General features: G+C 52.1%; 20 protein-coding genes. 6 read left to right on the top strand and 14 right to left on the bottom strand.

All coding sequences use genetic code 11. The annotated features are described in order from the left end of the window. Positions 1–28 precede the first annotated feature (28 nt). From ABD949_RS15495 to ABD949_RS15470, 6 genes are all read right to left on the bottom strand, one after another. Positions 29–2143, bottom strand: a complete 2115-nt coding sequence (locus tag ABD949_RS15495; protein ID WP_345244762.1) for a peptidylprolyl isomerase — start codon at positions 2141–2143, stop codon at positions 29–31. Between the two features lie 130 nt (positions 2144–2273). Further along, entirely contained in the window at positions 2274–3038 is a 765-nt protein-coding gene (locus ABD949_RS15490; RefSeq protein ID WP_345244761.1) for a DUF3291 domain-containing protein, read from the bottom strand. Between the two features lie 189 nt (positions 3039–3227). Continuing rightward, positions 3228–3776 carry a sll1863 family stress response protein gene (locus tag ABD949_RS15485; protein ID WP_345244760.1) on the bottom strand — a complete coding sequence of 183 codons (549 nt, stop codon included), beginning with the start codon at positions 3774–3776 and terminating at the stop codon, positions 3228–3230. 55 nt (positions 3777–3831) lie between these two features. Further along, entirely contained in the window at positions 3832–4464 is a 633-nt protein-coding gene (locus ABD949_RS15480) for a thioredoxin family protein (RefSeq protein ID WP_345244759.1), read from the bottom strand. A gap of 49 nt (positions 4465–4513) precedes the next feature. Continuing rightward, positions 4514–4996 carry a TlpA disulfide reductase family protein gene (locus ABD949_RS15475; RefSeq protein ID WP_345244758.1) on the bottom strand — a complete coding sequence of 161 codons (483 nt, stop codon included), beginning with the start codon at positions 4994–4996 and terminating at the stop codon, positions 4514–4516. A gap of 180 nt (positions 4997–5176) precedes the next feature. Further along, positions 5177–5602 (bottom strand): hypothetical protein, encoded by a 426-nt coding sequence (locus ABD949_RS15470; RefSeq protein WP_345244757.1) that lies wholly within the window; start codon positions 5600–5602, stop codon positions 5177–5179. A 401-nt stretch (positions 5603–6003) separates the two neighbouring features. On the opposite strand from ABD949_RS15470, the gene ABD949_RS15465 reads away from it, so the two are divergent. The 4 genes from ABD949_RS15465 to ABD949_RS15450 are packed head-to-tail and all read left to right on the top strand — an operon-like array spanning position 6004 to position 12236. After that, on the top strand, positions 6004–6621 hold the full coding sequence (locus tag ABD949_RS15465) for a TetR/AcrR family transcriptional regulator (RefSeq protein ID WP_345244756.1): 618 nt from the start codon (positions 6004–6006) through the stop codon (positions 6619–6621). Between the two features lie 47 nt (positions 6622–6668). Further along, positions 6669–8036: a TolC family protein gene (locus tag ABD949_RS15460; RefSeq protein WP_345244755.1), complete on the top strand. Its 1368-nt coding sequence runs from the start codon at positions 6669–6671 to the stop codon at positions 8034–8036. A gap of 30 nt (positions 8037–8066) precedes the next feature. Continuing rightward, positions 8067–9146: an efflux RND transporter periplasmic adaptor subunit gene (locus tag ABD949_RS15455; protein WP_345244754.1), complete on the top strand. Its 1080-nt coding sequence runs from the start codon at positions 8067–8069 to the stop codon at positions 9144–9146. Positions 9147–9158: 12 nt separating this feature from the next. Then, the gene (locus tag ABD949_RS15450; protein WP_345244753.1) at positions 9159–12236 is read left to right on the top strand and encodes an efflux RND transporter permease subunit; all 3078 of its coding nucleotides are present in this window, start codon (positions 9159–9161) and stop codon (positions 12234–12236) included. A gap of 72 nt (positions 12237–12308) precedes the next feature. Here the strand turns inward: ABD949_RS15450 and ABD949_RS15445 are convergent, their stop codons facing one another. The 5 genes from ABD949_RS15445 to ABD949_RS15425 all read right to left on the bottom strand — a co-directional run bounded on the left by ABD949_RS15445 (position 12309) and on the right by ABD949_RS15425 (position 16635). After that, positions 12309–12644 carry a DUF5615 family PIN-like protein gene (locus ABD949_RS15445; protein WP_345244752.1) on the bottom strand — a complete coding sequence of 112 codons (336 nt, stop codon included), beginning with the start codon at positions 12642–12644 and terminating at the stop codon, positions 12309–12311. After that, positions 12644–12871 carry a DUF433 domain-containing protein gene (locus ABD949_RS15440; RefSeq protein ID WP_345244751.1) on the bottom strand — a complete coding sequence of 76 codons (228 nt, stop codon included), beginning with the start codon at positions 12869–12871 and terminating at the stop codon, positions 12644–12646. Before ABD949_RS15440 ends, ABD949_RS15445 begins: the two co-directional genes overlap by 1 nt. Positions 12872–12967: 96 nt before the next feature. Next, entirely contained in the window at positions 12968–14269 is a 1302-nt protein-coding gene (locus ABD949_RS15435) for a hypothetical protein (RefSeq protein ID WP_345244750.1), read from the bottom strand. Between the two features lie 107 nt (positions 14270–14376). Further along, the gene (locus ABD949_RS15430) at positions 14377–15552 is read right to left on the bottom strand and encodes an AIR synthase related protein (protein ID WP_345244749.1); all 1176 of its coding nucleotides are present in this window, start codon (positions 15550–15552) and stop codon (positions 14377–14379) included. An 84-nt stretch (positions 15553–15636) separates the two neighbouring features. After that, positions 15637–16635 (bottom strand): Gfo/Idh/MocA family protein, encoded by a 999-nt coding sequence (locus ABD949_RS15425; RefSeq protein WP_345244748.1) that lies wholly within the window; start codon positions 16633–16635, stop codon positions 15637–15639. Positions 16636–16761: 126 nt separating this feature from the next. On the opposite strand from ABD949_RS15425, the gene ABD949_RS15420 reads away from it, so the two are divergent. Further along, positions 16762–17592: a DUF481 domain-containing protein gene (locus tag ABD949_RS15420; protein ID WP_345244747.1), complete on the top strand. Its 831-nt coding sequence runs from the start codon at positions 16762–16764 to the stop codon at positions 17590–17592. A 1-nt stretch (position 17593) separates the two neighbouring features. Here ABD949_RS15420 and ABD949_RS15415 read toward each other — a convergent pair whose 3' ends face one another. The 3 genes from ABD949_RS15415 to ABD949_RS15405 form a co-directional block, all read right to left on the bottom strand. Continuing rightward, positions 17594–18334 (bottom strand): LysM peptidoglycan-binding domain-containing protein, encoded by a 741-nt coding sequence (locus tag ABD949_RS15415; RefSeq protein ID WP_345244746.1) that lies wholly within the window; start codon positions 18332–18334, stop codon positions 17594–17596. A gap of 87 nt (positions 18335–18421) precedes the next feature. After that, on the bottom strand, positions 18422–18913 hold the full coding sequence (purE, locus tag ABD949_RS15410; RefSeq protein WP_345244745.1) for a 5-(carboxyamino)imidazole ribonucleotide mutase: 492 nt from the start codon (positions 18911–18913) through the stop codon (positions 18422–18424). A gap of 119 nt (positions 18914–19032) precedes the next feature. Further along, positions 19033–20181: a M12 family metallopeptidase gene (locus tag ABD949_RS15405; protein WP_345244744.1), complete on the bottom strand. Its 1149-nt coding sequence runs from the start codon at positions 20179–20181 to the stop codon at positions 19033–19035. Between the two features lie 169 nt (positions 20182–20350). On the opposite strand from ABD949_RS15405, the gene ABD949_RS15400 reads away from it, so the two are divergent. Beyond that, positions 20351–21880, top strand: coding sequence for an aldehyde dehydrogenase (NADP(+)) (locus ABD949_RS15400; protein ID WP_345244743.1), 1530 nt, complete (start codon positions 20351–20353; stop codon positions 21878–21880). Positions 21881–21883 lie beyond the last annotated feature (3 nt).

Genomic DNA, 21883 nt, shown 5'->3' with positions numbered 1-21883 from the left:
GAGCTTTTTTGTTGTATGATATGGGCTATTAATAAAATTTAGCCCGGCGATCTTCAATTTTGGCGGCCTCTTTAATGGCTTCGTTGATATAGAAACCAGTGCGTGAGGCTACATTTTGCTGAATCTGGTTTTTGTATTGTGCGTAGTCGGCAATTGGCGGAGCCGGCGTTATCTGCTGAGGTTCTACAACCAATACGCCACTCTCACCGGCAAACGGCTTTGACCGCTTACCCGCTTTCAGGCCAAAGGCACGGCCTAACGCGGTTGGGTCAACACCCGCGCTGCGCAGGAACCCAGTCGCCAGGTTCACATTTTCGGCTGTTTCAACAATGGCACCAGCACCGTATTTCTGAGCGATGCTTTCCAAGCTACCATTGGCGTTACCTAGTTTAGCCATGATCTGCTCGGCTTTCAGCTGATTACGAACCTTGGCTGTCAGTTCGGCGCGGTAATCGTCGACTGTTATGTCGTCCTTGTTTGTTTTGCCAATCATAACAGCCACAACGTACTGATCACCTACTTCAAACGGCTCGGATACGTCGCCAACAGACGTTTTGTCGTCAAACGCCCAGCGAATTACCTGACGGGCGTCGGTCAGGGCGTTGATGTTGTTGGCCGTTTCCGGAATCCGCTCGGCAGTAGCGGCAATCAGGTTACGGTCTTCTTTCACCTTCTTGTCGAAGTCGTCGCGGGTGCTGGTTTCGGCGGCAAACTGGTCGGCCCTGCGAAGTGCTTCATCCCGGGTGATCTGACTTGGCGTAATGGTTTTACCGATAGCCGCTACGCGGTACAGGGTGTTTGTTTTAGGTTCCGTTACTTTCAGGATGTGGTAACCAAACTGGGTCTCTACAATCCGGGGAATAACGCCCGTACCGTCGAAGTTAAACACGGCATCTTCAAACGGCTTCACCATCTGGCCATTGTTCTTGAAGTATCCCAGGTCACCGCCGTTCTGCGCTGATCCGTCGGCACTATTAGCTGCGGCCAGGGCTTCAAAGCTGGCACCACCAACAATTTGCGTTAGCAGAGCTTCTGCCTGGCGCCGGGCCTGGGCTTTAGCCGAGTCGGTCTGGGCCGCCGGACGAATCAGAATGTGGCTGGCCCGAACGGTGTAGTTGGTATCGCGTTTGGTGCCGCCATACTTATAAATGAAATACGTATTGCCTTCTTTGTAAGGCCCGTAGATACCACCCGGCGAGAAGGTCGGGATGGCGTTGCGGAGTTGCTCGGGCATTTCGCCAGCAGTCATGTACAGGGGCAGGGGAACATCGCTGTTCAGGCGGGCAAACGATGAGTCGTTCGGTGCAGCGCCCAGGCCGCGGGCCAGCGACTTGATCTGGTTGTACAGGGTTACGCTATCTTCTTTAGAAGGATTCACCGCGAACGTAACATACTGAATGCTCCGGGTATCGGCACCGGGATACTCGTCTTTGTGCTTGTTCAGGTACTCCTGCAGTTGCGCGTCGGTGACCTTCACCGTTGTGTCATTGATGGTATAGTAAGGAACGAAGAGGAATTTTACGTCGGCCTTAGTGTTCTGAGCCTCGTATTCCTTTTTAGCTTCGGCCGTGGTGGTAAATACCGACAAGCGCATCAGGTTTACATATTTTTCCTGCAAACGACCCGATGCCAGGTTCTTTTCAAAGTTGGCCCAGGCCAATCTCTGCTGGGGAGGCAGATTGTTGAGCCCTTTCAGGTAGTTAACCACGAGGTTCTTGTCGAAAACGCCTGTCTGTGGATTGGTAAACGCCTGACGAACTTCCGGGCTGATGTTGGTACCCTGTACCATATCCACGAGTTCTTCGCTGGTTACCGTCAGGCCCAGCTTTTCAAACTCCTCCCGGTAGGCAATGTCAAAGATGAACTGATTCCAGGCCTGCTCTCTGATCTGAGCCATATCCTGCTCAGCCGGAGCCCGGCCGGTTTGCTGCTCGTACTGAGCCCGCAGCTCGTCTACTTTAAGGTTAAAGTCCTGATAGTCGATAGATTGTCCATCAATTTCACCTACTTTCTGGCTATTGCCGCCGAATAAAGTATTTTGGCCGCCCAGCAAATCTCCTCCTACGATGAACAGAATCAAACTTACCGCGATAACAGCTACCGCTACACCCGATCGCTCTCTGATTTTGTTAATTAACGACATGTCGGTTTTACACGAAATTTAGCCCGCAAAATAACAATTTTTCCTGCTGGATTACAAGCGGTAACCAGAAGCTAAGCATTATTTAATATACCTGAAGCGGGCTGTAGGGCTCATGAAAGCAAGCCGGGAGCTATTTTGAGTCTGGTGCCGAAACGGCTGACTGTTCAGTCAGAGTGGTCCCGGTAGGGAAGGTAGCGGCCTTTACCAGCTGGTCAATGGTTGTAAAAATGGATCCTTCGGCGCTCCGCACGCTGAAGCGGGCAAACAACTCTTCAGTATACCACCGGCGCTGGCGGGTAGCCTTGACAATCTCTTTGTGACCGCTCTGGCGGTAAGCAAACTGGTCGATAGCGGCTGCATTGCGCCAGACGCTGACGGTACACTGCTGTACCAGGGGTTTTTCGCCAACGCCAATGGAGAATAGCAGGTTCGGCTGCTCGCCTAATCGGCTGCGGGCCTGTGGTACGTGTCGCCAGAAGTCAAGTAAGGCACCGGTTCGGATGGTAGCGCGGGTCAGTACCGCCACCGGCAGATTGGGGGTAATTACCTGGGCTTGCTCAGGTGCAAATGGGTTTTCACCGCTCCATTGACCATGTGATTTGATTGGCTCCATCCAGAGCGTACCGGTTTGTGCGGCCTTTCGGCTATACTGCTGCCACCGGTCAGCCTGAAAGAACGACCGGGCTGCCTGTTCGTTGTCCCAAACGGCCAGAAAGACATAGGTGGAAAAATCGGGGATCAGACCAAAGCCGCGCCCACTGCCCATCATCTTCTGAAACCGAAGCCCTCCGGCACTAAACGGTTTCATCATCCATCGCCCAATATTGGCAAACGCATGATACTGCTGGCCCGAATGATACCGAAGAATGGTAAATGTAACTACAGAAGCTTTCATTATGGTTATTTACAAGAGTAACCAGGCTGATGGTACCTTAGTTTTAGCTGATTCCTGTTATTTCCTCGTACCTATGCTGCCGTTACCGAATAATACCTTAGTGTGGAAAACCCGCTACAAAAACGGCACGAAAAAGCCCCACCATCATATGATAGTGAGGCTCTCTGCAAAATGGCTGTTTAAAATTCCTTAGCGATTGGGGTTGCCATCACCATCTAATTTTTCACCGGCGCGGTCCAGGGCATTACCAATGCTTTGACCGGCCCGCTTAAAACCACGTTTCACGTCCTGCCAAGCATCTGCCGTTGCATTCTTGGCTTTATTCAGATCATCTCTCAGTTCACGACGCTCATCCTCCAAACCAGCGAGTTTCTCTTTGGACTCTGCTTTAGCCTCGCGGCCTTCGCGCTTTATCTTAGCTTGTAATTCGTCAATTTCACGATCCAGTTCACCCATCCGACGGTTGATACCGTTGACGGCTTCGTCACGCTCCCGGCGGAAATCAGCAGCTGTGTTCTCAGCGCCTTGTTCCATCCGGTCACCAGCCCGGTCAGCTTCGGTGCGGGCCTCATCTGTGGCATCTTTAGCATCAGCTTCGATCGCATCACCTGTTTGCTCCAGCGCATCATCTGTACGGGCATCATTCTTATTATTATCGCAGGCTTGCATAAACGTCAGCGTACCTGCCAGAATGGCTATACCCATGAACTGCTTGAAAACAACTTGTACCTTTTTCATAACGTAGTAGTAAAACAATTGGTTTGTACCAGCTACTGTTCAAATTCTGTGCCAATTACATATTCTTCCATTTGATGGCACAGCCAATGGCTTTGGTGGTCGTAACCGCAACCGGTCTGCCCGCGAGCAAATTGTTCACGGCTTCTTCCACATACCGGCGCTGCACACCGGAGGCATCCTGGGGGTTGTCGTCAATGGCCCCGATATACTCCACCGTGAAGCGGTCGCCCGAGCGCTTCAGCACATAAACGTGTGGGGTCCGGGACGCCCCAAAGGCTTTGGCAACTGACTGACTTTCGTCCAGCAGGTAGGGATACGAAAAGTTTTTCTCGCTGGCGCGGGTTTTCATCTGCTCATAAGAGTCCTCCTCATAAGCCGACGGATCATTGGGCATTATGGCAACAACGGGAAACCCCTGCGATGAGTACCTACGGTTCAACTCCTGAACCCGATCCTCGTAGGCTTTTGAAAACGGACAATGGTTGCTGGAGAAGACCACGATGAGGCCCTTCTGCCCCTGGTAATTAGCCGGACCGATCATCCGGCCATCCACGTTTTTCAGGCTAAAGCTGGCAATCGCTTCACCTACGGAATAGCCTTTTGGTGACTGAGCGCGGGTCTGATGGCTCGTTGACGCAATCAATACCGCCAGTATAGCAATCAAACCCACTATATATGTATTTCTCATGAGTTTGCGTTTGTTCTTGGTTAATAAATGTAAGAAAAAAGATGGAACATTAATCGAATTCTGACACTTCGTCATATAAAGCTTCGTACGTGAACTCCTGCTCAAAGAATTTTTTCTTCCGGGTTAGCGGATTAATCATCAGCGTAGCGGGAATAGCGCCCGTCCAGCTGTCGTCGATACGATCGATCCAACTGTTGTAATTCGTATCGTCCAGCAGCCATACCGGAACGGTTATCTCTTTGCGGAGCAGAAACGGCTGCACCCGGTTTACCAGATCTTTAGCGAAATCCATACTCACCAGCAGCACCTTCACGTTTTGCAGTTGAACGTCTTGCGACAACTGCTCAAAATGCTGCAGCTCCGATACGCAGGGTTTACACCAGGTAGCCCAGAAATTGATGACATAGGTGGTATCGGTGGGACGGTTCAGTAATTGCTGCAAAGTGTCAAACTTGACTACCTGTACAGATTGGGCAGTGGTGGGGGTGGTTAGCCCGAAACCGAGCAATACAATGGCTACAGCCAGCTTCATAAGATTTTAACGGTCAGGGAGATCATATCTTGTTGAAACACAATCAGCCGAAACCCACGCAGGAGTTTCGGCTGATCCGGTAATTTTCCCCTGTTGTCAGTTAGACAACGCTAAACCCCTAAGGTTTAGGTGGCTTCAGGAGATATTTATGAGAGGAAGGTGGTTGGAAACAGTGCGGCCTTACGCAGCCTGTTCCAGAACCGCATAGTCGGTTTCGACGGTAATTTCCAGGTTGGTTAGTGTCTGGTTCAAAAAGGCTGTTACGCCGTTGGTCAGGCCGAAGCCGTTTTCGTCGACCAGAAGCAGGTCATACGGGTACAAAGCCAGGAATGATTTGATCAGCACCTCGGCACCGCCCAGAATTGACCGCGCATCAATAGTAGCCTTGCCGGCAATACCCGCGGCCTGCACCCATTGGCTGAGTCGCTGATCGGCCAGTTGTTTAGCTTCTTTAAACGAAGCTTTGGCTAGCGGAGCGTCCGGCATAATGTCATAAGGCTGGACAATCGTAACGTTTACAGGCTCCCCAATCTGACGCGACAACCACTCTTTCAGCGCACGGGCCGACTCTATAGAACAATCTGTTGGATATAATACCGTCTTCATATTCGCTTTCAATGATGGTGTGAAATTAGCGGGTCTGCTGCGACTGCCGCATGAGCGCCGTCAGGACGGAGGCTGATTCTGCTCATGAGGTACGTCTGGCAAGGCCTGATGCTGTAAAATTGAGCAGGAAAGAGCTGTTTTCCGAGCGGAATTTAATCTATTGAGCAAAACTTCCGGTTGAACTGCCAAATCAGCGCGATGAAGTGTAAAGGTTACCTCTGCCTGAATCATATCAGGACCTATTGACAAATAAAGCTTACTGATCAATAATTAGACTGGAAGTTATCAGTACAGTTTAACCTCTATTCTTACCGGCTAATCCTTTAAATAATACGTTTTGGTAAACAACGCTTGCTTTATAAACACTGTTTAGTAAGTTTGTGCTGTTGATCAACATTGCTATGGGAATTACAGAACGGAAAGAGCGGGAGAGAGCCGAAATGCGTAAAATGATTTTAGAGGCTGCGCGGCACCTGTTTCTGGCAAACGGGTACGAGAAGGTCAGTATACGCAACATTGCCGATGCTATTGAATACAGTCCGGCCACCATATACCTATATTATAAAGACAAGAACGATTTACTATATGCGCTGCATCAAGAGGCTTTTGGAAAACTGATAGAGAAGTTTAAACCCGTATTCACCGTTGATGACCCGTTTGAGCGGCTGGTCAGGATGGGGCAACAGTACATCCATTATGCATTTGAAAATCCGGAGATGTTCGACCTGATGTTTATCATGACCGCGCCATTGGAGACACTGGAATGTCGTGAAGATGTCTGGGACGAGGGCAGGATCGCATTCAATATGTTGGTGCAGGTAGTCCAGCAGTGTATTGATGCCGGGGTATTTAAGCACCAGGATGCAGAGCGGGCTTCTCTGATGATCTGGAGCATGGTACATGGATTGTCGGCGCTGTTTCTGCGCAAGCGTATGATGATCTTTAGCGAAGAACGGCGCGGAAAACTGATGCAGGAGGCTTTTGAGCTTTTTTCAGATACCATTCGAAAAGGTCTTTAAAAAATTTTGCTATCCACTAAACACTGTTCACTAAATTAACTTTGGTTATGAGTTTGAAAACAAATACCCTGCTATGGTTAATTACGGCGGTGCCTATTTTGAGCATCGCCCAACCGTCTCCAATCCTGAACACGTACATTCAGGAAGGACTGCAAAGCAATCTGGCGCTGAAGCAGGAATCCCTCGAACTGAGTCGGGTAACAGAGTCGCTGAATCAGGCGAAGGCGCTGTTTTATCCTAAAGTGGCATTTAACCCCACCTATTCGCTGGCGGCCGGTGGACGTCGGCTCCAGTTTCCGGTGGGCGATATGCTGAATCCTGTATATGCAACGCTGAATCAGATTACCGGGGCGGAGCGGTTCCCGACCAATATCCCGAACGTCAACGAACTGCTGGCCCCGAACAACTTCCACGACACAAAGCTGAGTGTACAGTACGCCGTCTTTAACACCGACATTCACTACAATTACCTGATTCAGAAAGACCTGATTTCCGGACAGGAAGCGCGAAAGCGGGTAGTTGAGAACGAACTCCGCTATACCATTGCATCGGCGTACTACCAATACCTGCAAACGCTGGACGCGATTCGGATTTACGAAAATTCGCGCAACGTGCTGCGGGAACTGACCCGGTTAAATGAGAAGCTGGTTACCAATAATGTCGCGACCAAAGATGTAGTGACCGCTGCCCGCTACGAAGTCAGTAAGCTCGACCAGCAGATGGCCGTGGCTGAAAAGAACCGTGAATCGGCCAAAGCTTATTTCAATTTCCTGCTCAACCGCGAACTAACCGCCGATATTCTCGTGGACACTACCCTGAGCCGTACCGCAGCGCTGGCCGACGGTTTTCCGGTGGCCGACCTGCAGCAAACGGCGGTACGGAACCGGCAGGAACTGGTTCAACTGAGCAGTTCGCTGCGGGCCGCTCAGAATGCGGTTAAGCTGAATACGGCTAGTGCCCGGATTCCCAATATATACATCGGTGGTAATACCGGCTTTCAGGGTTTTGGCTACACGTTTCGCAATCAGGCCTATGTGGTAGGGCAAATAGGCCTGCAGTGGGACTTGTTCCGGGGTTACGAAAAGCGTTCGAAAATCCAGCAGGCAAAGATTCAGACCGATCTGCTGCAAACCAAAATCTCCGAAGTCCAGAAGCAGATTCAGCTACAGGTGGTGCAGGCTTACTATGATCTGGATGCTGCTAAAGAGAGCCTGAGCGCTACCCAGAGCAGTGTTGTGAATGCCGAGCAGACCTTCCGGCTGATCGACAGCAAATACCGCAACGGCCAGGCCCTGCTAGTGGAGTACCTGAAAGCGCAGAACGACCGGCTGACCAGTCAACTCCAGCAATCGCTTTCGCGCTACGATGTGCTGGTGAAGAAGGCGGCACTGGACCGGGTAACGGCTATTCAATAATGAAAAATAGATAACGAAAACTGTACGATCATGAAAATTATACCCCTATTCACATCATTGTTGCTTGCCACAGCGCTATGGGCGTGTGGGACCAAGGCTGAGGAATCTGCCAACACGACAACCACTGCTATTCAATCGGAAGATGCGGGCCCCGTGGACGCGGCCGTGCCGGTGAAGCTGGCTCCTGTTTCGTCGGTAGTGCGGTCGGAGCCGGTTATAGTATCCGGCCTGGTCTCCTCTTCTGAGGAAGCGCGTTTGTCTTTCAAGATTGGCGGAATTATTAATAAAATATACGTCAGTGAAGGACAATTTGTGCGGAAGGGGCAGGTGCTGGCAACACTCGACCTAACGGAAATTAACGCGCAGGTAGGGCAGGCGCAGTTTGCTACCGAAAAGGCGGATCGCGACCTGGCCCGGGTAAAAGCTCTTTACGCCGATACAGCTGCTACCCTGGAGCAGTTGCAAAACGCCACTACTGGCAACAATGTAGCGAAGCAGAACCTGACCATTGCGCAGTTTAACCGCAGCTACGCGCAGATACACTCCACCGTCGACGGCACTGTTACCCGTAAGCTGATGAACGAAGGCGAACTGGCGTCAGCCGGCTCCCCGGTATTCATGATCTCGTCAAACCGGAAATCCGACTGGGTTGTTCGCGTGGGCGTATCCGACAAAGACTGGGCCCGGCTGAAGCCCGGTGACCGGGCCAGTGTCAACCTTGACGCCTACCCCGATCAAACGTTTAGTGGTATCGTCAGTAAATTGGCTCAGGCTGCTGATCCGATGAACAAGCTCTATGAGATAGAAGTCCGCATTAATCCGGGGGCCGCCCGGTTTGCGCCCGGCCTGTTCGCCAAAGTAAAGCTGCAACCCGCCCAAAGCCGCTCCTACACGGTAGTGCCTATTGAAGCTATTGTGGAGGGTAACGGCAAAGACGCCTTCGTGTACGTACTGGCCGATGACAAAAAGCACGTTCGCAAATTACCCATACAGATTGGCTTCATCGACGGGGCTACCGTCCTCGTCACCGGTGGTATAGATGGTAAGACGTCGGTTGTTACGGCCGGCTCCGCGTACCTCACCGAAAACTCAACTGTCGTTCTACACTAACCGGTACCTGTCATGAACTTATCCGAATTTTCCGTCAAGAACTGGCAGTTTATGCTGGTGATGTTCGTTGCGGTGGTAGCGCTGGGCGTGAATTCGCTGCTGAACATGCCCCGTGGCGAAGACCCTGAATTCACCGCGCCGTCGTTCGCCGTTGTCATCGTTTATCCGGGTACCGACGCTATGGATATGGAAGAGCTCGTAGTAGACCCGGCCGAGAAGAAGTTCAACGAACTGGACAACATCAAGCACGTCATCTCGAATGTAGACGACGGCCTGGCGGTGCTCCGCATTGAATACGATTATGACCAGGATCCGGACGAGAAATACCAGGAAATTGTGCGCGAAGTGAACGCGCTCCGAGCCGAACTGCCCCAGGATATTTTCGATATCAAGATCCAGAAATTCAGCCCGACCGATGTCAACATTGTGCAGGTAGCTTTGGTCTCTGAAGTGGCCTCGAACAAAGAGCTAGGCGATTATGCCGACGGCTTGAAGAAGCGGCTGGAGAAGATTACAAGCCTGAAAAACGCCCGGGACTGGGGCTACCCGGCTAGTGTTGTTCGAATTTCGCTGAATCTGGAGAAGATGGCGCACGAAGGAATCCCCGCCAATCGGGTGCTTGTGGCCTTACAGGCCGAAAACCTGAATATTCCGGGCGGTAGTATTCAGGCAGGTAACCGGAAATTCAACGTTAAAACCAGCGGTGATTACCAGTCACTGGACGAGATCCGGAATACCATCGTGTACACCAATGGCCAGAAGATTATTTACCTGCGCGACATTGCCGATGTGGATTACAATTACGAAGAAGAGACCTACATTACCCGGCTGAATGGGCACCGGGCCGTATTGGTGACGGCCGGGCAGAAGATGGGTGAGAATATTGACAAGGTAGGCCAGCAGCTTAATCCGGTGATTGAGGAGTTCAGCAAGACGCTGCCGCCCCACATTAAGCTGGTGAAAAATTTTGATCAGGCTGCCAGCGTGAGCAAGCGATTGGATCGATTTGCCAAAGACTTCGGTATTGCCATTCTGCTGGTATCGCTAACGCTGCTGCCGCTGGGTTTCCGGGCCGCGCTGGTGGTGATGATTTCTATACCGTTGTCGCTGGCGATAGGTCTGGGCCTGCTTGATGCGCTAGGTTTTAGCATCAATCAGTTGAGTATTGTGGGTCTGATTGTCGCACTGGGTATTCTGGTCGATGACTCGATTGTAGTGGTTGAGAATATTGAACGCTATCTGCGCGAGGGGTATTCGAAGCGCGAGGCCGCCATCCGGGCCACTAAGCAGATTACCCTGGCGGTAATTGGTTGTACGGTTACGCTGGTGCTGGCGTTTTTGCCCTTGATGTTCCTACCGGAAGCGTCCGGCGATTTCATCCGCTCCCTGCCGACGGCCGTGGTAACAACTATTCTGGCTTCGCTGCTGGTGTCGCTGACCATCGTACCGTTCCTATCGAGCCGTCTGCTGAAAGAATCACATAACCCGGAGGGGAATATTTTCCTGCGCGCTATGAAAAAGGTTATCAGCGGTTCCTACACCCGCCTGCTGCACTGGGCGCTGCGGCACCCGGCCCTTACGCTGGTTGTCGCCTTGGGTATCTTCGCCGGTGCCCTGTCGCTGATTCCGAAAGTGGGCTTCGCTCTGTTCCCGGCCTCGGAGAAACCGCAGTTCCTGATCAATATTGAAACCCCCGACGGGACCAGTTTGCAGGAGACCAACCGGGTAGCGCGGTACGTGGAGAGCGTATTGGGCCGCGAGCCAGAGATCCGGTATTTTACGACCAATGTGGGTAAGGGTAACCCTCGGATTTACTACAACGTGATCCAGCGCAGCGAATCGACCAACTTCTCTCAATTCTTTGTGCAGTTGGAAGATATGCCGCCAGCGCATAAGCGGGAGTTGATCGACAAGTTTCGCGACAAGTTCAAATCGTATCCGAACGCCAAAATCGAAGTAAAAGATTTTGAGCAGGGGCCCGACCAGGAAGCACCGGTTGCCATTCGGATATTTGGTGAGAACCTGGATACCTTACGGACGATGGCTGCTCGTGTGGAGACGGTATTAAAAAGTACGCCCGGTCTGATCTACGTTAATAACCCGCTGGCCAACCGCAAAACAGATCTGCGCATTAAAATCAATAAAGAAAAAGCCGGGCTGCTCGGTATGTCCGTGGCCGACATCAACCGGACCATTCGCCTGGCCATTGCGGGGTTGAATGTTGGTACGTTTAAGGATCAGAACGGCGATGATTACGCCATCAACGTGACCATACCCAAAGGCAAAGTTGCCGAACAGCAGGTTTTGAACAGCCTGTACATTAACACGCTTACCGGCGGAGCCGTGCCGCTCCGCCAGATTGCCGACTTGCAGTTTGAAACCAGTACTAACCAGATCCGGCATTACGACAAAGATCGCTATGTAACGGTAACCGGCTTTGTCAGGAGCGGGTATCTGGTCGACAACGTCTACAACGACGTACTGAAGAAACTGAGCGTGATGAAGTTTCCGCAGGGCTTCTCGTACAAGGCAGCCGGTGAACTGGAGAGTCGGGAGAAGTCGTTCGGCGGGCTGGGTACCATCATTTTGATCACGGCCTTCGGTTTTCTGGCGGTGCTGGTTCTGGAGTTTGGTACGTTCAAGAGCTCGCTGATTGTCCTGTCGGTGATTCCCTTGGGTATTATCGGGGCTATTGCCGCGCTGTTGCTGTCGGGCAATCCATTCTCGTTCGTCGCCATCATCGGCCTGATCGCCCTGATCGGTATAGAGGTGAAGAACTCGATTCTGCTGGTCGATTTCACCAACCAGCTCCGGGCCGAAGGGGTACCGCTGCTGGAAGCCATTCAGGAAGCCGGTGAGATTCGTTTTGTGCCCATTGTGCTGACCTCGCTGACGGCTATTGGGGGACTGATTCCGCTGGCAGTAGAAGGTAACCCGCTGTATTCTCCGCTCGCGCTGGTGCTCATTGGCGGTTTGATTAGCTCAACGCTGCTGTCGCGCATTGTGACACCGGTGTTGTATAAGCTGCTGCCGCCGAAGGTTGAGTTGAAGCCGGTAGCGGCTGGGGAAGAAGAGTTGGCGTTGGTGTAACGAAAAAATTATCAAAAGCCTCCTTCTTCTGGGCTCAAGTATGCTTTGAGAGGGAGGCTTTTGATAATAAAATTAAAAAATCTCGAGCAATCCGTACTCATTTGAATCATTAAGGCGATCGATCTCGGCAAGGTGCTTCATCAGAACTTCAGCGATAGCTCGTGTTGATTGGTTGCCCATACGTAGCAGCACAACCTTGGGTGGAAAGCTGTACTGAGCCGCAAAATGATAAAAATCTTCGTCGTTAGTAATAATCAGGTAATGGTTTGCGCGTGCCCAATCCCAAATCTGTTTGTCTTCTATGGGAATTGGTAATCCGGTGCGGGAGACGTGCAGGCAATCGGGAAACATTCCGCTCAACTTTTTCACTAAACGGTATGAGAGATTTGCGTCCAGCAAGATTCGCATCAGGCAGAAATAAGCTTGGTTCGTCGCTCTGTATCTGCGGCAAAAGCCAGGGCGGCCCGTATGGCTTCAACAGAAAGCTCAGGAAAGTCTTCAATGATTTCTTCGTAGGTCATTCCTGAAGCCAGCCAGTTGAGGATGTCCTGAACCGCAATACGCGTATTTTTGATACAAGGTTTACCAAAACGAATATTCGGATTTAACGTGATATATTCCTGATAGCCCGGCATATGGCTTTGCACTGAAATGTTTACTTACAACAAAAATACACTAATTCTGTTATTGTTGCCTTAGCTGTGAAGATGGCGGTTTAAATCAAGTAAGCCTCACTGTACCAGAAGCTTCTGCGAGAGTTGCGCATCTTCACCAATGACCTGAAGGGTATATACACCAGCAGGCAGAGAAAATAGTGGAGTGAGTTGAATCGTACCGTCGCCTTGAGGCAGTATCTGAAACGGAATGTCATTGCCGATTGGCGACAAAAGGCGGTACCTGGCTTCGGAAATGTGGCGTACCATAAATCGAACGACATTACCTTGAATCGGGTTGCCGAGAATGTCCAGCGAAGGGCTGCTGTAATCCATGGTTACCGAAACGGCTTTGGACTGTTCGGTTTTCTGGTCGACGTCAACTTGTTTTAGTCGATAATAGCTAATGCCGGCCAGCGGTCGCTGGTCAACAAACAAATAGGTGTTGCGCTGGTCTGTGTTGCCCTTCGCCTTTACTTCTCCGATTGGCACAAAGCTGCTGAGATTTTCATGACTACGTTCCACCACAAAGTGAGACGCATCTTTTTCCCAGGCCGTTGTCCACGAAAGGTTTACCTGTTCGCCCTGCTGTTTAGCCTGGAAGGTGAGCAGCTTAACGGGCAGTACGCCGGCAATATCCCGAATGAGGAAGTTGTCAAACCGTACTGTACCAACGCCATTGTCAAACACAATTCTGAAATCAGTTAGACGCTGAGAGGAAGTAATGATAGCTTGGTTATCAAACACTTTCGTATTACCCACCCAGAGGTCGTACGTGTTAATCGGTTGTTGCTCCAATTGGTCCAGAGGAGTGCGGTAATAGAGTGAACTACTGTTTTTATTTACGATAAACGTGATCCGATGTATACCAGAAAAAACGAGCGGGCTGACAGTTCCGCCACCGGAAGGATAGGGATTCATGGAAAAGTTACCCGGGGTTGTTGGTGAGAAGTTTATACCAAAACGGGCGTAGGTTTCACCATTCGTAGGATTTTGAACACCGTTGCTAAAGTCTGAACCTACGTAAAACTTGATAGCGTTGCCAGAACCTATACTTGGATTATGGGATACCAGATGGAAGTCGAATTGAACATACAGGGATGTTGGTTCAGGTGTAAAATCAAAAATTCTGGTAGCATATCCCCGGGCCGTGTTGTCGATAGGACGGTTAATTTCCAATGTGCCTTCATTAATACCAACAGTTAGGCTGCTTGATGTAGAACCGCCTATTGAGGTGAATTGGCCAATAGTTGGTGTTGCACTGGTATAACTGGCAGTGTTACTACTGGAAGAAAAATCCTGTTGAAAATAAGTGTTCTGCCCGTAAATGAGGTTGGTTAAACAGTAAAGATATGCAAGGAGGTAGAGCCGTATTGCCATATGATCAGCTTGTTTGCAGCCGTAAGTGATTGATAATCTTTTACCGTTGCAATTTCAAATGATAATATGTGCCTATCGTTAAAGGCTAGTTATAAAGCTTTTAAAACCTAATTAAATTTGAAACTTCCTTCATTTGAGCTGATTGTCACCTGCTTACCAATAAAAGTCTCCACACGGCCTATAATCCGGCCTTCAACCCCAAACTGACCGGCAATATCAATCACCCGCTGGGCCTGTTCTTCGGAAAGGTAGATTTCCAGCCGGTGCCCCATGTTAAAGACCTTGTACATTTCGGACCAACTGGTACCGCTCTCCTCCTGAATGAGCCGGAACAGGGGCGGAATCGGGAACAGATTGTCTTTGATGACGTGCAGGTTGTCAATAAAGTGCAGCACTTTGGTCTGGGCCCCACCGCTGCAATGAACCATGCCGTGGATGTGCGGACGCAGCTCTGCTAGCAGCGCTTTGGCAATAGGCGCGTAAGTACGGGTAGGGGAGAGAATGAGCTTACCGACATCCACAGATGTTCCCTCCGCCAACTCCGTCAGCTGTTTAGAGCCGCTGTAAATCAGGCTGCGGTCAACGGCGGGGTCGAAGCTTTCGGGATATTTTCCGGCAAGGTAGTGGGCCAGCACGTCGTGGCGTGCAGAAGTGAGACCATTACTGCCCATCCCCCCATTGTAACTCGTCTCATAGGTAGCCTGACCGAACGAAGCTAACCCGACAATTACGTCTCCGGCCTGAATACGGTCATTGCTGATGACATCGGCACGACGCATCCGGGCAATCACCGTACTATCCACAATTACAGTCCGGACCAGATCACCCACATCGGCAGTTTCGCCCCCGGTGCTGTAAATGTCAATGCCGTGCTGACGCAGCATGTCCAGCACCTCTTCCGTGCCGTTGATGATTTCGGCAATGACCTCGCCCGGTATCAGATTCTTGTTACGGCCAATGGTAGACGACAGCAGCATGGGACCGGTAGCGCCCACACAAATCAGATCATCGGTATTCATCACTACCGCATCCTGTGCAATGCCGCGCCAGACCGATAAGTCGCCTGTTTCGCGCCAGTAGAGATAGGCCAGCGAAGACTTAGTGCCAGCCCCGTCGGCGTGCATAATGGTACAGTACTCCGGATCACTGGCGAGAACATCGGGTACAATTTTGCAGAATGCTTTCGGAAAAAGGCCTTTATCAAGATTGGCAATTGCGTTGTGAACGTCTTCCTTAGAGGCAGAAACGCCCCGTTGGGCGTAGCGGTCAGTTGCTTGATTCATCAGTGGCAGTAGGCGGTTTGCAGTGGGCAAAGGTACAGCTTTTCGGGTTTCTGATGGTAGCAGTAGCGACTCCTGCGATACGGATCAGTGCTTCAAGGTATTATCCAGATCATCTTCGTTGTACCAGAGGCCAACCTCCTGCCGGACTGCATCCAGTAGTTCGATGAGGTTGAGGCTGTCGTCGAGGGTCCAGAGCGGACTTTCGGTGTGGCCTTCGCGCAGGCATTGCATCACGTGGTGTGCTTCATAATCGTACCCCCAGGTGGAGCGTTCGAAGGAAAATACCTGTTTGTCGCCCTCGTGCGGCTCCAGCGTTACAGCCTGACTCTCGTGCCAGCGGCCGTGGATGTAGATGTTGCCGGTCTCACCATAGATAAAGGCATGGGTGCGGGTTATGGTTACGAAGCTGCTGTTGAGCACTGCCATCTGGTTGCCGGCGTAGGTCAGCACCATGCCGCATTGCTCATCTACGCCCGTTGGGCTCATAGTAACAGAGGCCTTGATGGTTTGTGGTTTACCCAGGATCAGGTACGACAAAAAAAGCGGATAAATACCGATGTCGAGCAGGGAGCCCCCGCCGAGATCTTTGTTGAATCCCCGCTTATCGGGCAGAAAGGGTGCCTGGAAGCCGAAGTCGGCACGGACACCCAGCACCTTACCGATGGCACCGGCTTCGATCAACTCCAGGGCTTTCTGAACGCTGGGAATAAACCGGCTCCAGAGGGCTTCCATCAGGAATACGTTGTTAATCCGTGCCGTCTGTACCATTTCCTGTACCTGCCGGGCATTCATAGCGAAAGGTTTTTCGCAGAGTACGGGTAAGCCACTATTCAGGCAGAGAAGCGTATGAGCGTGATGGCCGACGTGGGGTGTTGCAATGTACACAACATCCAGCCCCTCGCAGGTGAGCAGGTCTTCATAGCGACCGAAATGATGCGGTACGTTGTACTGCGTGGCAAAATCGGCTGCCCGTTCGGCCGAGGCCGAGGCTACGGCGTACAGTTCGGCGTCTGGTAAGGTGAGCAGGTCGGTGGCAAATTTATGGGCGATACGGCCCAGGCCCAGAATACCCCAGCGGGTCATAAGCGAAAAGTGGTTTAGATAAGGAAAGGCTCAAATCTAGGAAGGAATAGGTGAGTTTGCCGTATTTTGCCATTTTAATGTTAGCCTTAGTGCGTAATCTGACCGCTATTTCCACCATCATACCTCATGCGATTTCAGCTTCTTTTCTTCATAGTCAGCTTCTTCTTCTCACAAAGTGCCTATGCTCAGGTAACCGAACAAACCGATCCGTTACGTCCCTCGCAGCCGGATACAACTAAAGCCGCCCGGGATACAACCGTAACCGCAGCCGACACCGCCAAGCAGGTAAAGCCGGAGGACACGCCAATATTCCGGTACAGGCTTACCGCCGACGGTACGGCTACCAGCGGCAACGTCAACCGAATTCTACTGCAAGTAGCGTCTGCCGTTGATTACGAACTAAGCCGCCAGTTTAAGCTTTCAACCACTCCGTCGTTTGTGTACGGGCGACAGAATGCCGTGCTGAATGAGCGGGAGTTCTTTGCTGATTTCCGGACTACGTTCCGGCACGAAGAGCGACTTTATTACCTGGCCTTCGGGTCTGCGGAGCGCAGTAACCTGCGCAAAATCCTGTTGCGATACACCATTGCCGGTGGCCTTGGGTACAAGCTCATCAACCGCAAGCGGGCCTACCTGTCGCTAACCAATGTGATCCTGTGGGAAAATACCGACTTTCAGGAACGAAGTGATGTGGATGTATGGCGCAACTCCGCCCGCTTGTTCGGGCAGTACACGTTTGGACAAGACCGATGGACGCTATCCCATACCATCTTCTACCAGCCGGCCCTGGGGCAGCCAAACCTGCGCTGGAACGGCAGTGTTACCTTACAGGTGAAAGTCACCAACGCCCTGAGCCTGCGAAGCACACTGTTTAATACCTACGAAAGCGTGGTGGCACCCGGCCGGCAGCGGAACGACCTGCGGTGGACGGCGGGTGTCGCGTACGAGAAGAAATAAGTTATTGTTTATCTGGGAAGGGAATAATGAGCTTCTCCCCCCGCTGGGCAAAATTCCGGTCTTTCTTGTTGGCTTTCATCAACTGATTGACCGTTACGCCGTACTTCTGGGCTACTACCCGGAGCACATCACCGGGGCCGACGGTATGAACCGCTTTCACCTTTACATTCAGCTTCGTGATGCCTGCCTTAACGTCGCTTTCCGAGACGCCCGGATTCATTGCCTTCAGCGTGTTGACTGACATACTGTAGCGGGTAGCCACACCGAACAGCGTTTCGCCGGCCGCCACCGTATGGGAGTAGGAGGTACCGCCGGCTTTTACCGTTACGGGTTTTACTACCGCTGGTTTCTCTTCTTCTTTAGGCTTTTCCCCCACCGGCTTCGCGGCCTCAGTGCTTGCCGTGGGGGCTGGTTTTACCTCCTTTTTTTCGTCCGTTGGAGTTACCGCTTCTGCGGGGGGAGTCTCCTGCGACAGATCAACCGGTGCGGGGTCAGCGGAGGCCGATGAGACTTCTTCCGGGGCCAGCAGCTCCGGTTCAGTCTGCATCGCTATCGGCTGCTGGCCGGTGGTATCAATCTGCACATTTGTCAGGGCTTCTGAGCCGCCGGTGTCATCCCGTATGTATTCGTACCCAATATACAACAAGGCCAGTATCATCAGCACCAGCACGGCGAGGGTGATTGCCGGCAGGTTCGATGTTCCGGTGGGGCGGCTGTTGCCTCTTGACTGTTCGGTATGCATAGGAAAGATGTTAACAGTATGCTGATTGATTGTAAAACGTTGAGAGTTGATTACTAAGTAAAAACTAACAAAATATTACGCAAAAAATTAGATTGCGGACGACTGATGCAGTTCCCGGCTCATTTCGTCCACCTTTACTTTAAGCGCTTCTTTGTAGCTGGTCAGTTTTCCCCCCACTATCGGATCGAATGCTCCGATGATCTGCGCGGCCAGGATACCAGCATTGCGGGCACCGTTGAGGGCTACCGTGGCCACGGGTACCCCGGAAGGCATTTGCAAAATCGAAAGAACAGAATCCCAGCCGTCGATGGAGTTAGAGGATTTGACGGGTACGCCGATTACCGGCAGCGTCGTCAGTGAGGCTACCATCCCTGGCAGGTGGGCGGCACCGCCGGCTCCGGCCACGATCACTTTCAGCCCCCGGTCGCGGGCGGTTTTGGCGTACTCCACCATTTTTTCGGGAGTCCGGTGGGCCGATACGATGTCCATCTCGTAGGCTACGCCCAGTTCAGTCAGCATGTCGGCGGCCTCCTGCATGACCTTGCGGTCGGAGAGGCTACCCATAATAATACCTACCATTCGCAGAAACAAAATCCTTGTTTTGCGAAATAACGGAGTTTCAGGCAGAGTTAAGCAGGAAACCGGTTAAATTTTATTGCTGTTGATTTTCCTGGCCGGGTCTATAGAAGGTTTAAAACTTACCACAACATAACGGCCGTCTGTCCGCTTTGAGCGTAGTAGAGCCGTATGCGCAGCACATATTTGCGACCTTTGAACAGCTTTATTTTAATGTAAGCATTGTAATCTTCACCGCTGTCGTCGTCGCCGGTTACGTAGGAGAGTTCACCGCCGATTTCCTCAAACAGGACCATAACCGTATCGGATTCGCCGAACGTTCGCATCTCATACCGGCGGGTGGCTGTGGGCTGAATCACAAAATTACGCTGTTCCTGAGGAGCCAGGTTTAACTCCACAGACTGGAAGGGTTTCAGTTCTGTGTAATCTGCCGGCGTCAGCACCGGGTAGAAGGTTTTCATCCAGACCGTATCCCGCTCCGATAACCCCCCGGCCGGCGTAAGACCATTGCGGTATTGGGCCGGTTCCTGAATCAGGCCGGGGCCAAACGGGTAATGCATAACCGAATCAGGATCCCAGTTAGAACCCTGGACCGTATCGGGACTGATTTTTCGGATGATGTTGTGAAAGGTTGTTTGCCTCGACCAGTTATTAGGGGGCTGAGCCAGCGCCGTATAGACCGCTTCTTCATTCCATACAATACCGGCGTAGGGGTTCTGGTGCTCGTGCGGAAAGCCGAGCGTGTGCCCGATCTCATGGATTGCCGTGTCGATCTCGGAAGGCCGGCGGGTCAAATCCCAGCCAAAGTTCATGGTTCGTTCATTAACGCCCTGGTCCAGAATATCTCGGCCGATATACGACCAGGCTCCGTCACCCCGCATAAATCCAATGCGGATTTCTGCCTCTTCGCGGGTAGCTACCTCGGTGAACTCCAGACCGGTGCCAACGTCTTTCCAAAGCTGGAACGCCCGGCGAACGACGTTTTTTTCGGCTTCGGTGGTGGTCCAGGTGCGCCAGGAGGTTGTTCCATTGGCCAGCCTGACAGTGGTGCCGTCTGTGGGTTTATCAAAAAAATAATAATGCAAAACGGTGCCATTTACCCACTTTTTCTCGGTAGCAACAATAAGTTCGGCGCGGTCCGGAATCACATCTGGTCCAAATACCCGTTCAGGGATTTCAGGCAGACTACAATAGCTGAACGATTGGTCCTCTAATTCCTGGGAGGAAGAGGATGCTTCCTCCGGGGAGGTAGCTTTTTTGCGCTTGGCCATGGTTGGGCATAGTGTTAAAGGTGAAGCAGCTAATGGATATATTGAAAGTTACTGAATAAACGAGAACGTAATCAAATCAAATTATTAATCGGCATGCGTAGTAATCCCGCTGGATTCATGACTTTAAAGGAATGAATAAATTGATTGGGCGTTACTTTTGTGCATGCATATGACCAACACACAACCTTTCCACGCCGTTAATCCGGCCACCGGCGAATCGTTGCCGGGCGACTTCTACGAAGCAACTGAAGATCAGGTAAATGAAGCCTGTGAACGAGCCGCAGAGGCCTTCCAGGTATATCGTAAACAATCCGGCCCCGAAAAGGCTTTTTTTCTGGAGCGCATCGCTACGGAGATCGAAGCCTTAGGCGATGAATTGCTGCAACGGGCCAACGCCGAAACTGGACTCCCGCTGGCCCGGCTGACCGGTGAGCGGGGCCGCACAACCGGGCAACTCCGGCTGTTTGCCGAATACCTCCGCGAGGGCTCCTGGGTAAACGCCCGCATTGACACCGCGCTGCCCGACCGGCAGCCGCAGCCCCGTCCGGACTTGCGGCAGATGCTGCGACCGCTGGGTCCCGTTGGTATCTTCGGGGCCAGTAACTTTCCGCTGGCATTTTCGGTAGCGGGGGGCGACACGGCTTCGGCGCTGGCGGCTGGGTGTACGGTTGTCGTTAAAGCGCATCCGGCGCATCCCGGCACATCCGATCTGGTCGGGCAGGCCATCCGGCGGGCGGTCGAAGCCTGCGGTCTGCCCGAAGGCGTTTTCTCTATAGTGCAAGGAAGAGGTACCGCCGTAGGTATGGCCATTGTGCAGCATCCCGACATCAAAGCCATTGGGTTTACCGGCTCCTTCCGGGGCGGTAAGGCCATCTACGATGCTGCTGCGCGACGCGAAGAGCCGATTCCGGTGTACGCCGAAATGGGTAGTACCAATCCGGTGTTCTTCCTGCCGGGGGCGCTGAAGAACAGCACTAAACTAGCCCAAGCGTATGTAGGATCAATAACGCTGGGCGTTGGTCAGTTCTGTACCAATCCCGGTGTCGCCATCATGGCTCCCTCTGACGACGCAGCTACGTTTACACAGGCTGCCCGTCAGGCGATCGGTGAGGTAGCGCCGGCTCCCATGCTGACCCAGGCCATTCACCAGACGTACGTCAAGGGTATTACCCAGTTGGCTGGTCTGCCCGGGGTAGAGGTTATCGGGCAACAGGGTGGGGAAACGTACGCCCACGGAACGGCCGCGCTGCTCACCGCCAAAGCTAGTACGCTCCTGCAATACCCCGAACTGGCCGAAGAAGTATTTGGCCCCGGCAGTGTGCTGGTTGAAGCCGACAGCCGCGAACAACTTTTGTCTATTGCCCGCAGCCTGAATGGGCACCTGACGGCTACAGTTCACGGCACCGACGAGGAACTGGTGGAGTACGCTGATTTGATCAACATACTGGAGCAGAAAGTAGGCCGGCTGCTCATCAATGGTTTTCCGACCGGTGTAGAAGTAAGCCATGCCATGCAACATGGTGGCCCTTATCCGGCTACAACCGATGGGCGTTCCACTTCGGTGGGGACCAATGCCATTCTGCGTTTTGCCCGGCCGGTTTGCTACCAGGGCTTTCCGCAGGCGTTGCTGCCCGACGAGCTGAAAGATAACAACCCGCAGAATATCTGGCGGCTGGTAAATGGTGAATGGACCAAATAATTC

It is taken from the genome of Nibrella saemangeumensis, from assembly GCF_039541915.1.
Classification (GTDB): Bacteria; Bacteroidota; Bacteroidia; order Cytophagales; family Spirosomataceae; genus Nibrella; species Nibrella saemangeumensis.
The sequence above is the reverse complement of the archived record's forward strand: the minus strand, read 5'-3'. Positions and strand labels throughout refer to the sequence as shown.

Coding starts and splice junctions, on each gene's coding strand:
- ABD949_RS15490 (WP_345244761.1), bottom strand. CDS start 3,038: ATGAAAGCTTCTGTAGTTACATTTACCATTCTTCGGTATCATTCGGGC.
- ABD949_RS15475 (WP_345244758.1), bottom strand. CDS start 4,996: ATGAAGCTGGCTGTAGCCATTGTATTGCTCGGTTTCGGGCTAACCACC.
- ABD949_RS15455 (WP_345244754.1), top strand. CDS start 8,067: ATGAAAATTATACCCCTATTCACATCATTGTTGCTTGCCACAGCGCTA.
- ABD949_RS15420 (WP_345244747.1), top strand. CDS start 16,762: ATGCGATTTCAGCTTCTTTTCTTCATAGTCAGCTTCTTCTTCTCACAA.
- ABD949_RS15435 (WP_345244750.1), bottom strand. CDS start 14,269: ATGGCAATACGGCTCTACCTCCTTGCATATCTTTACTGTTTAACCAAC.
- ABD949_RS15450 (WP_345244753.1), top strand. CDS start 9,159: ATGAACTTATCCGAATTTTCCGTCAAGAACTGGCAGTTTATGCTGGTG.
- ABD949_RS15425 (WP_345244748.1), bottom strand. CDS start 16,635: ATGACCCGCTGGGGTATTCTGGGCCTGGGCCGTATCGCCCATAAATTT.
- purE (WP_345244745.1), bottom strand. CDS start 18,913: ATGGTAGGTATTATTATGGGTAGCCTCTCCGACCGCAAGGTCATGCAG.
- ABD949_RS15415 (WP_345244746.1), bottom strand. CDS start 18,334: ATGCATACCGAACAGTCAAGAGGCAACAGCCGCCCCACCGGAACATCG.
- ABD949_RS15460 (WP_345244755.1), top strand. CDS start 6,669: ATGAGTTTGAAAACAAATACCCTGCTATGGTTAATTACGGCGGTGCCT.
- ABD949_RS15440 (WP_345244751.1), bottom strand. CDS start 12,871: ATGCCGGGCTATCAGGAATATATCACGTTAAATCCGAATATTCGTTTT.
- ABD949_RS15430 (WP_345244749.1), bottom strand. CDS start 15,552: ATGAATCAAGCAACTGACCGCTACGCCCAACGGGGCGTTTCTGCCTCT.
- ABD949_RS15480 (WP_345244759.1), bottom strand. CDS start 4,464: ATGAGAAATACATATATAGTGGGTTTGATTGCTATACTGGCGGTATTG.
- ABD949_RS15485 (WP_345244760.1), bottom strand. CDS start 3,776: ATGAAAAAGGTACAAGTTGTTTTCAAGCAGTTCATGGGTATAGCCATT.
- ABD949_RS15495 (WP_345244762.1), bottom strand. CDS start 2,143: ATGTCGTTAATTAACAAAATCAGAGAGCGATCGGGTGTAGCGGTAGCT.
- ABD949_RS15445 (WP_345244752.1), bottom strand. CDS start 12,644: ATGCGAATCTTGCTGGACGCAAATCTCTCATACCGTTTAGTGAAAAAG.
- ABD949_RS15400 (WP_345244743.1), top strand. CDS start 20,351: ATGACCAACACACAACCTTTCCACGCCGTTAATCCGGCCACCGGCGAA.
- ABD949_RS15405 (WP_345244744.1), bottom strand. CDS start 20,181: ATGGCCAAGCGCAAAAAAGCTACCTCCCCGGAGGAAGCATCCTCTTCC.
- ABD949_RS15465 (WP_345244756.1), top strand. CDS start 6,004: ATGGGAATTACAGAACGGAAAGAGCGGGAGAGAGCCGAAATGCGTAAA.
- ABD949_RS15470 (WP_345244757.1), bottom strand. CDS start 5,602: ATGAAGACGGTATTATATCCAACAGATTGTTCTATAGAGTCGGCCCGT.